At 55.2% G+C, this 7,111-nt stretch carries 8 protein-coding genes; 3 read left to right on the forward strand and 5 right to left on the reverse strand.

Annotation, left to right across the window (positions count from 1 at the left end):
- Positions 1-111 precede the first annotated feature (111 nt).
- Positions 112-453 carry an RNA recognition motif domain-containing protein gene (locus ATHL_RS01890; protein ID WP_084001097.1) on the forward strand — a complete coding sequence of 114 codons (342 nt, stop codon included), beginning with the start codon at positions 112-114 and terminating at the stop codon, positions 451-453.
- Between the two features lie 82 nt (positions 454-535).
- On the opposite strand, the gene ATHL_RS01895 is transcribed toward ATHL_RS01890, so the two are convergent.
- Together ATHL_RS01895 and ATHL_RS01900 are read right to left on the reverse strand one after the other, a co-directional pair.
- Complete coding sequence (locus tag ATHL_RS01895) at positions 536-2,245, reverse strand: DUF6909 family protein (RefSeq protein WP_062189205.1); 1,710 nt, start codon at positions 2,243-2,245, stop codon at positions 536-538.
- An 80-nt stretch (positions 2,246-2,325) separates the two neighbouring features.
- Positions 2,326-3,345: a BACON domain-containing protein gene (locus ATHL_RS01900; RefSeq protein ID WP_162787543.1), complete on the reverse strand. Its 1,020-nt coding sequence runs from the start codon at positions 3,343-3,345 to the stop codon at positions 2,326-2,328.
- Positions 3,346-3,786: 441 nt separating this feature from the next.
- Here ATHL_RS01900 and dtd point away from each other — a divergent pair, with 441 nt between their 5' ends.
- Positions 3,787-4,224, forward strand: a complete 438-nt coding sequence (dtd, locus tag ATHL_RS01910; protein ID WP_062189211.1) for a D-aminoacyl-tRNA deacylase — start codon at positions 3,787-3,789, stop codon at positions 4,222-4,224.
- A 17-nt stretch (positions 4,225-4,241) separates the two neighbouring features.
- Here the strand turns inward: dtd and ATHL_RS01915 are convergent, their stop codons facing one another.
- The gene (locus ATHL_RS01915) at positions 4,242-4,988 is read right to left on the reverse strand and encodes a hypothetical protein (RefSeq protein ID WP_062189213.1); all 747 of its coding nucleotides are present in this window, start codon (positions 4,986-4,988) and stop codon (positions 4,242-4,244) included.
- A 3-nt stretch (positions 4,989-4,991) separates the two neighbouring features.
- Positions 4,992-5,684 (reverse strand): iron-sulfur cluster-binding protein, encoded by a 693-nt coding sequence (locus ATHL_RS01920; protein ID WP_062189215.1) that lies wholly within the window; start codon positions 5,682-5,684, stop codon positions 4,992-4,994.
- 190 nt (positions 5,685-5,874) lie between these two features.
- Between ATHL_RS01920 and lexA the strand changes: the two genes are divergently transcribed.
- The gene (gene lexA, locus ATHL_RS01925; protein ID WP_062189218.1) at positions 5,875-6,645 is read left to right on the forward strand and encodes a transcriptional repressor LexA; all 771 of its coding nucleotides are present in this window, start codon (positions 5,875-5,877) and stop codon (positions 6,643-6,645) included.
- Between the two features lie 122 nt (positions 6,646-6,767).
- On the opposite strand, the gene rplL is transcribed toward lexA, so the two are convergent.
- The coding region (gene rplL, locus ATHL_RS01930) for a 50S ribosomal protein L7/L12 (protein WP_084001099.1) at positions 6,768-7,111 on the reverse strand (344 nt) is incomplete at its 5' end.

Below are 7,111 nucleotides of genomic sequence, written 5' to 3' on the forward strand. Positions count from 1 at the left end.
TGGTTTCTTGACCCCGGGTAGGCGGACCCTCCACAATCAGTTTGCCGGAAAAGAAGACCTTTCTGTTCGATGGGGTAGTCGCCTATTTTTTTATGTTTTTCAGGAGTCAAGATGAATATTTATGTTGGAAACCTGCCGTTCAATACCAGCGAGGAAGAACTGCGATCAGCGTTCGCCGCGTTTGGTGAGGTTTCTTCCGCCGCCGTGATCAAGGATCAGTTCACCGGTCAATCGCGTGGCTTTGGCTTTGTCGAGATGCCAAAGAGGGAAGAGGCCGAAGCAGCCATCAATTCCTTGAACGGCAAAGAGTTCAATGGCCGGCCTTTGAAGGTCAATGAAGCCCGCCCGCGCGAAGAGCGCCGTGGCCCCGGCGGTTTCGGTGGTGGCGGTGGTGGCCAGCGCCGCGGCTCCGGCGGTGACCGCCGTGGTGGTGGTCAGCGCCGCGACTGGTAAGTTAGAAAAAGCAAATTTTTCCCTCCCGATCATCCATCGGGAGGTTTTTTTATCCCGCGCGGTTGGGGAGAAGATCGGCCTGCTACTGAGAGAGACGGCGGCTTTCGATGGAAAGGATGCGTCGGAGGATTGCTACTGCGGTGGCATAGGTTGAATCCATGCCGTAATAAGAGAGAGTCCCCGCACCGAGGTTTTTTCCCTTGCTCAGGGGAGTATCTGATACATAATGCAGGATGCCCAGATCGAATGGTAAATCGTACAGGTGGACAATCTCGTCCACCGGGTGGCGCTTGGGGCGAGAAAGCTCATATACCGCCGAAAGATAAGGCCCGGCTTCCATCTCGATATCGGCGTAACCTTCCCGGAAAAAGACATCCATGATGCGAATGTTCTGCAGAAATGTGCCCAGCACACAAATGGCTTTTTGATTGTCGAGTACGGTGCCGTAGGTCAGGTAGGGGAAGACGTCTTGAGCGCGAAAACAGTTCTGGAAAAGGTAGGTGTTGTGCGAGTGTTCATCCTGAACCACATTGGGGATGAGCACATCTCCGCGAACGCCGTTGAGAGAGGCCGATTTTCCCATGATATACACCCCAAGTAAAGCACAGGTCTGCTCCCCGACTTTGGAAAGCAGGTTGTAGGCTGCCAGGCCGAGGGGGTAATCAATGTTGATAATGAGAGCATCACTGGAGCTCAGGGGAGAGAGATCGAGGCCTTCGCGCAGGCGAGGGTCGAATTGAGCGGGATCGAGGCGCGAGAGATGGATCACCTGGGTCTCCAGTTCAAAAAAATGATTGCTTGGAATGCGCAGGATACCATGGGCGGCCTCATGGGCAAGTTGCGCTTCAAGCAGGGCACGGCCTTCGGGAGTCTGCTGGAATTTCTTGAGGACGTAATACAGGAAATTTTCGCGGCTGGAAGGCACCTGGCTGGTTTGAATGTCTTTCCATTCGTTCAGGAGATCGGGGTTTTCTCCCTGGTGGATGTAGCGAGACAGGACTTCTTCCTGTTGCAGGGCAAAGCCCGTGAGTAAATTCGGCAGGCTGTGGGTGTTGCTGGAGACAAAATATACAGGGCGCTCTTGAATCTCTGGCGCGTGGGTGCCCAGGTTGGCCCACCAGGCGTGGGTGGCGCGCTGATAGGAGCTGAGAGAACCGGCCAGAAGACGAACACTGAGGTTGAGTTTTTGCCGGTGAATGAGCTCCATCATGGAGACAAACTTATCTCCCCAGATCGATTGCAGCCGTTCGAGGTCATCAGGCGGCAGGCGAAGAAGGTTGGCCAGCTGAGAGAACCGTTCGGGGTCTGTCAGCACCTGCTGGAGGGGGATATCGCGGGGCCAGGCAGAAAGGAGTAAATGGAGTTTATTCCATTCGATTTGAAGCGCGGTAAGCGAGGGGACAATGTCTTCGATATCCGAACGGGAGGCGATATAACAGGCCAGTGTGCCCTGACCATCGAAGAAGCAACGACGACGGCGAGCGCGTGCAGGGGCCGGTTGCCACGTCTCGATATTCGCATAGCCTTGACGGCGAAAGACGTCTTCAGTCTGTCCAAGCACCACGGTATGTACCTGGGGAATGCACTCCGGTAATCGCAACAGGCTGTAAATAAACGCGGAAAGATCGGGCGAGGGCTTTCGGGCATCGGGATGAAGCAGTGAATTCATTCCGGCATGCACTTCTTCCAGTGTGCGAATGCGAATTTCGGAACTGGAACGGAGCAGGGAGTACAAAGTTGCCCGGTAGAGGCGGATTTCTTCAGAAGTGGCACTGGGAACAGTTCGTTCCACGGTTCCTCCGGGGGTATGGGATGCTTTGATTATACCGCCAGGAGGGGAGGGTTATCCAATGGCCTGCAGGGGTGTGTCCTTTACTTTCTAACCGCAGGGAGGAACAGGTACTGGGGATTGGTGGTTGTGATGAGGGTGATGGTGAGATTCTGCGAGGCTTTGCCATCGGAGCTCTGAACAATGAGGCTGGTCTGAAATTTTCCTGTCGAAGATGGAGGGGTGAGGGTAATGTTTAAGGTGGTGCCGTTCGTTCCGCTGGCAGGAGAGTAACTGATCCATTCCGGGGTAGAACCACCGGCAGGGCTTGCGGCCCAGTTGAAGGATGTTCCCAGGTTGGACTGTACCGTTACCTGGTAGGTGCGCGCGGGCGCAGAGGGTTTGGTAATGGCGGTGATCTGGTTTGTTGAAAGCTGAATCCCGGGCTGAAACAGGTCGGCCAGGGTTTTATCGGCGTATCCGACAAAAGCGTTGTTGTAAATAGGGGGTTTAATGGGGTAATCCGTCCAGGTTTCCCAGCTCAGCCAGAGGGGCAGATTGGGGAAAGCCTGATGGGTAAGCGCGACAGCTTTGGAGGCTTCGTAATCACTGTAGTTTTTAAAAGCGTTGCCCAGGGTCTGCCCTGAAAACAAATTTGTGATAAACACTTTAAAGGCATCGCCGTACCAGTTGGCGTAGTAACCGGCGGCGCCCATTTCAAAAAATGGCTGTGAGTACTGGCTGACGCGCCGCTGGGCTTCGGCCTGGGTGATAGAGCCGGGGTCGGTGGTTGAAGAGCCGGTAGCAAAGCAGGCATAGATCATAACAATGGCATTCGGAGCCAGCTTGAGATCGCGTTTGATCTCGTCACTGGTGTACATACGCTCGGTGACCTCGAAGCCTCCCACCTGGGGGGTGTTGACGTTGCCATTCCAGTAGAGGCCGTGTCCGCGGTAGAGAAGGAAATGTGCCCCACTGGCGGCGGCGGCAATATCGGCCCAGCGGTCGTTGGGGGTATAAAATTTATAAACCTGCACGCCGTAGCTCTGGAGGGCGGCGGCGGCGAGTTCCATGTTGGCTATCTCAGCCTGGGTGCCTTCTTCCAGGGGGCCTACTATCAGCACGGCTTTCAATGGGATCAGCGATGAGGTTAGGGATGTATCTGACAGAGGGGAATCTACCTGGGAGATAGAGTCGCTGGCAGAAGGGAGTGACGGAGCAGGGGCGGAGGATGGAGTTTCCGCAGGCCGGGAAGGGTCAGGAGATTGAGCGTTGATTGGTTTTACCCAACCTGCAAACGCGAAAAGAAATAACACGCAAATACCTGTAATGGAGAAATGGCGCCGCATCATTACCTCAGGAAAGCAGTTTAATCAAAAACTCTGCTGAAAACTTCTGATGACTGTTCTAATTTACCCTGAAATGTCCAATTTATAAAGGAATTCGTCCGATCAGTTTAGAATTTGTAAGGTGAAATAAAGAAAAAGCTTTTTTTAAGTCGATAAAAGAGAAGAAAAGTTTCGGGTTGATATAATTGGACTGATGATTCATTTCGGAGGAGCATCATGCGCGCAGTGGTACAACGCGTGAAACAGGGCAGTGTATGTGTTCAGGGAGAAAAGGTGGCCCGGATTGGTCACGGGCTGGTAATTTTACTGGGAGTAGGTCCGGAAGACACAGAAGAAACCGCACGTGAGCTGGCAGAGAAGATCGCCATGTTGCGTATTTTCGAGGATACCCAGGGAAAAATGAATCTCTCGGTCCGTGATGTCGGTGGCGAGGCAGTGGTTGTTTCTCAATTTACGCTTTATGCCGATACACGGCGAGGACGCAGGCCGTCTTTCACCGGGGCGGCGGCCCCCGATAAGGCACGCCCGCTGGTGGATCTGTTCGCCCGTTCGCTGGCAGAGCTGGGAGTGCCAACCCAGCAGGGGGTCTTTGGCGCAGAGATGCTGGTGGAAATTCTCAATGACGGGCCGGTGACGATCTGGTTGGAGATGTGAGACAGGGGCAAACCTGCTCAGGGCAGGAGTCCCTTCCAGAGCGCACCATCGAATTGCACGGCCAGGGCGCCGGAGGCCAGGACGGCCTCAACATCGGCATGCCGGTAGAGGCCGCAACCGACGATCAACGGAAGGCCAGTCGAACGAAGGGCATGGAAAGCCGCCAGCATTTGAGGGAAGAGCGCCGGGCCGTAAAGCCGTCCTTCAACGAGAGTGCGGTCGGTGCGAAATAAAACCCCACGTGGGGCTGATAGGATGAGGCCACTGACGGGGGATTTCCCAGTCTGGAACACCCAGGCTTCACGGTATCGGTCTACCGGGAGGCTTACCAGCAGGGGGAGTTCTCCGCAGGCCGCCTCAATCATGCGGAGATTTTCATCATCCGTGAGCCCCGGGGGGAGCCCCAGTTCAATAGCGGTAACCCCCTCGATGTTTTCCAGGTGCGCGACCATCTGGGCGGCTTCAGCAGGTGAGGATGGGATGATGTGCACCCATACCGGCAGGGGAGAACGGGCCCAGCGGCGCGCAAATTGTTTCAGGGTGGCAAAGAGGCCTGGGTTGGGCAGACCGGTATGAAGCAGGAAGCCCCCTGCAAATTGCAGAACCGTGCGATTCTCTGCCGGTGCGCGCGGTTTCAGGCTGATCGGATGGGTGATAAATGCTCCAGGAGGGAGATCAAGCGGCCAGTGAGAGGGCGGGGCAAAGCCAAACATACTGGCAGCATTCAGGTAGGGAGATTTCAGCATCAGGTCTTGTATTCCCATGGACTAGGGGGCCTCTTCCAACGAACGGAGGGAAAACACAGGGCCATCCAGGCAGATATGTTTCCAGCCTGCGCGGGTATGTACTGCGCATACACCACAAGAGCCAAGGCCGGCACACGGCATGGGGGTGAGAATCAATCCCTCGGCAGAGAGGGAAGCCCTTTCCTGAAGATGATTGCCAAGGAGCTGACGCAGTTCGGCGTAGTGCTCCCTCGCAAACGCAGCGGCCAGGTAGTCGGCCCAGGCCACGGCTTCTTTCAGTTGAGAAAACGGGAGTACTTCGACTTCTTCAGGGAGCGCGGGAGGAGGTGGAAACGTGGAGCACAGGGTGACTGCTGCTCCCTGTTTCAGGGCAAAGCGCGTCAGGGAGAGTAACAGACCGGCAGGGGACTGGTATGCGACCAGTGCCACCCTGCGGGCTTCTCGGGGAAGGGTGAAGCCATGGCCGAGGGGCCCACGCAGGCGCAGTGTCAAGCCCGGATACCAACCTGCAGGGAGTGGAGGGGAGACCTGTAGCGGTTCATCAGGTAAAGACATGGAGAAAAGCGTTACGGGGAGAGCTTCTTCTTCGCGCTGTGAGGATGCGATGAGATACTGACCGGGGCCAGGGCGTACGGCGCGGGGGCAATCGACCAGACCCGCCAGGCCCGATTCTGTGAATCGGATTTCTAATAACGTGCCGTTGACAATGGGCATGGTTTAATTGTAGCGGTGTTCTCTGGACATCAGGGATAAAACAGGCTGGAAACTGCGCCCACTTCTTTTTTTAATTTCACCAACCGTTTTTGGGACAAACACTCCACAAATTGGTGCTTGACACAGAACGGATGTTCAAATATAATGGTCATAGCACATTTGACCGATAATGGGTGTGGAGGATCAAGCAATGATGGCGAGAAAATCAGAAGGTCTTGGAGAGCGGCCGATCAAAATTCTACAATTTCTGACGGAGTACCAGGACAGGCGTGGCTATTCCCCATCCATTCGAGAGATCGGCAAACACATCGGGGTGGATTCCACCTCGCTGGTGGACTACTATCTGGATCAACTCGCGGAAAAGGGATATATCGAGCGCGACAGCCGGGTATCGCGCTCGATCCGTATTATTAAGGAACTTCCTGAGAGTCTCTCAGGGAGGGCGAAGCCAGAAACTGCCGGGGCGAAGATGCTTTCTGCTGTGGGAAAGGCCGTGAGTGATGCGGCGGCGGCCGTCAGTGAAGTGGCGACCGAATTGCTCAGTATTCCGCTGGTCGGGCGTATTGGTGCCAGCCTGCCCATTCCCATGCCTGAAACCTCCTCGGCCTACTTTGACTCGTACAGCTCGGTAGAAATTGCTCGAAGCCTTTTACCTTCTCGCGAGAAGATTGGCGATCTCTTCGCACTGGAAGTAGACGGGGTTTCGATGATTGATGCCATGGTCAATGATGGGGATATCGTGATCATGAAAAAAACCAGCACCGCCAACAACGGGGATATGGTGGCAGTGTGGCTTGAAGAAAACAACGAGACCACTCTCAAGTATTTCTACCTTGAAAATGGCAAAGTGCGGTTACAGCCTGCTAACCCCACCATGGAACCGATCATGATAGATAACCCTGAACAGGTGCGAGTGCAGGGGAAAGTGGTGATGGTGGTGCGGCAATTCAAGTCGCAATAATAGTGCTCTCCTCAGCCTTCCTGTCTGAGGTTGAGCGTGGAGATCAGCTCCCTCCGAGATGTTTAATCTGAATAAAAAAACGACCGGCTGAACCGGTCGTTTTTTCCATTGGGCGAAAAGAGTTACACAACCTCGACCACGGCGCCCGCGGCTTCGAGTTTTTCCTTCGCGTCCTTGGCGGCATCTTTCCCGACGGCGGAGAGCACTTTCGCTCCGGCGGTTTCGGCCATAGTTTTGGCTTCGACCAGGCCCAGGTTGGTGAGCTGGCGAATGACCTTAATGACCTCGATTTTCTTGGGGCCGGCATCCTTGAGGACGACGTCAAATTCGGTTTTCTCCTCAACAGGTTCAGCAGCGGCGGCGGCACCAGCGGCGGGCATGGCGGCCACAGCGGCCACCGGGGCGGCGGCAGAAACGCCCCATTTTTCTTCCAGTAATTTCACCAGTTCAGCGGCTTCCAGAACCG

It is taken from the genome of Anaerolinea thermolimosa, from assembly GCF_001050195.2.
GTDB classification, from domain to species: Bacteria; Chloroflexota; Anaerolineae; order Anaerolineales; family Anaerolineaceae; genus Anaerolinea; species Anaerolinea thermolimosa.

Bases quoted from the DNA above. Each gene is read 5' to 3' on its own strand.
- ATHL_RS01890 (WP_084001097.1), top strand. From the start codon at position 112: ATGAATATTTATGTTGGAAACCTGCCGTTCAATACCAGCGAGGAAGAA.
- dtd (WP_062189211.1), top strand. From the start codon at position 3,787: ATGCGCGCAGTGGTACAACGCGTGAAACAGGGCAGTGTATGTGTTCAG.
- ATHL_RS01915 (WP_062189213.1), bottom strand. From the start codon at position 4,988: ATGGGAATACAAGACCTGATGCTGAAATCTCCCTACCTGAATGCTGCC.
- ATHL_RS01920 (WP_062189215.1), bottom strand. From the start codon at position 5,684: ATGCCCATTGTCAACGGCACGTTATTAGAAATCCGATTCACAGAATCG.
- lexA (WP_062189218.1), top strand. From the start codon at position 5,875: ATGATGGCGAGAAAATCAGAAGGTCTTGGAGAGCGGCCGATCAAAATT.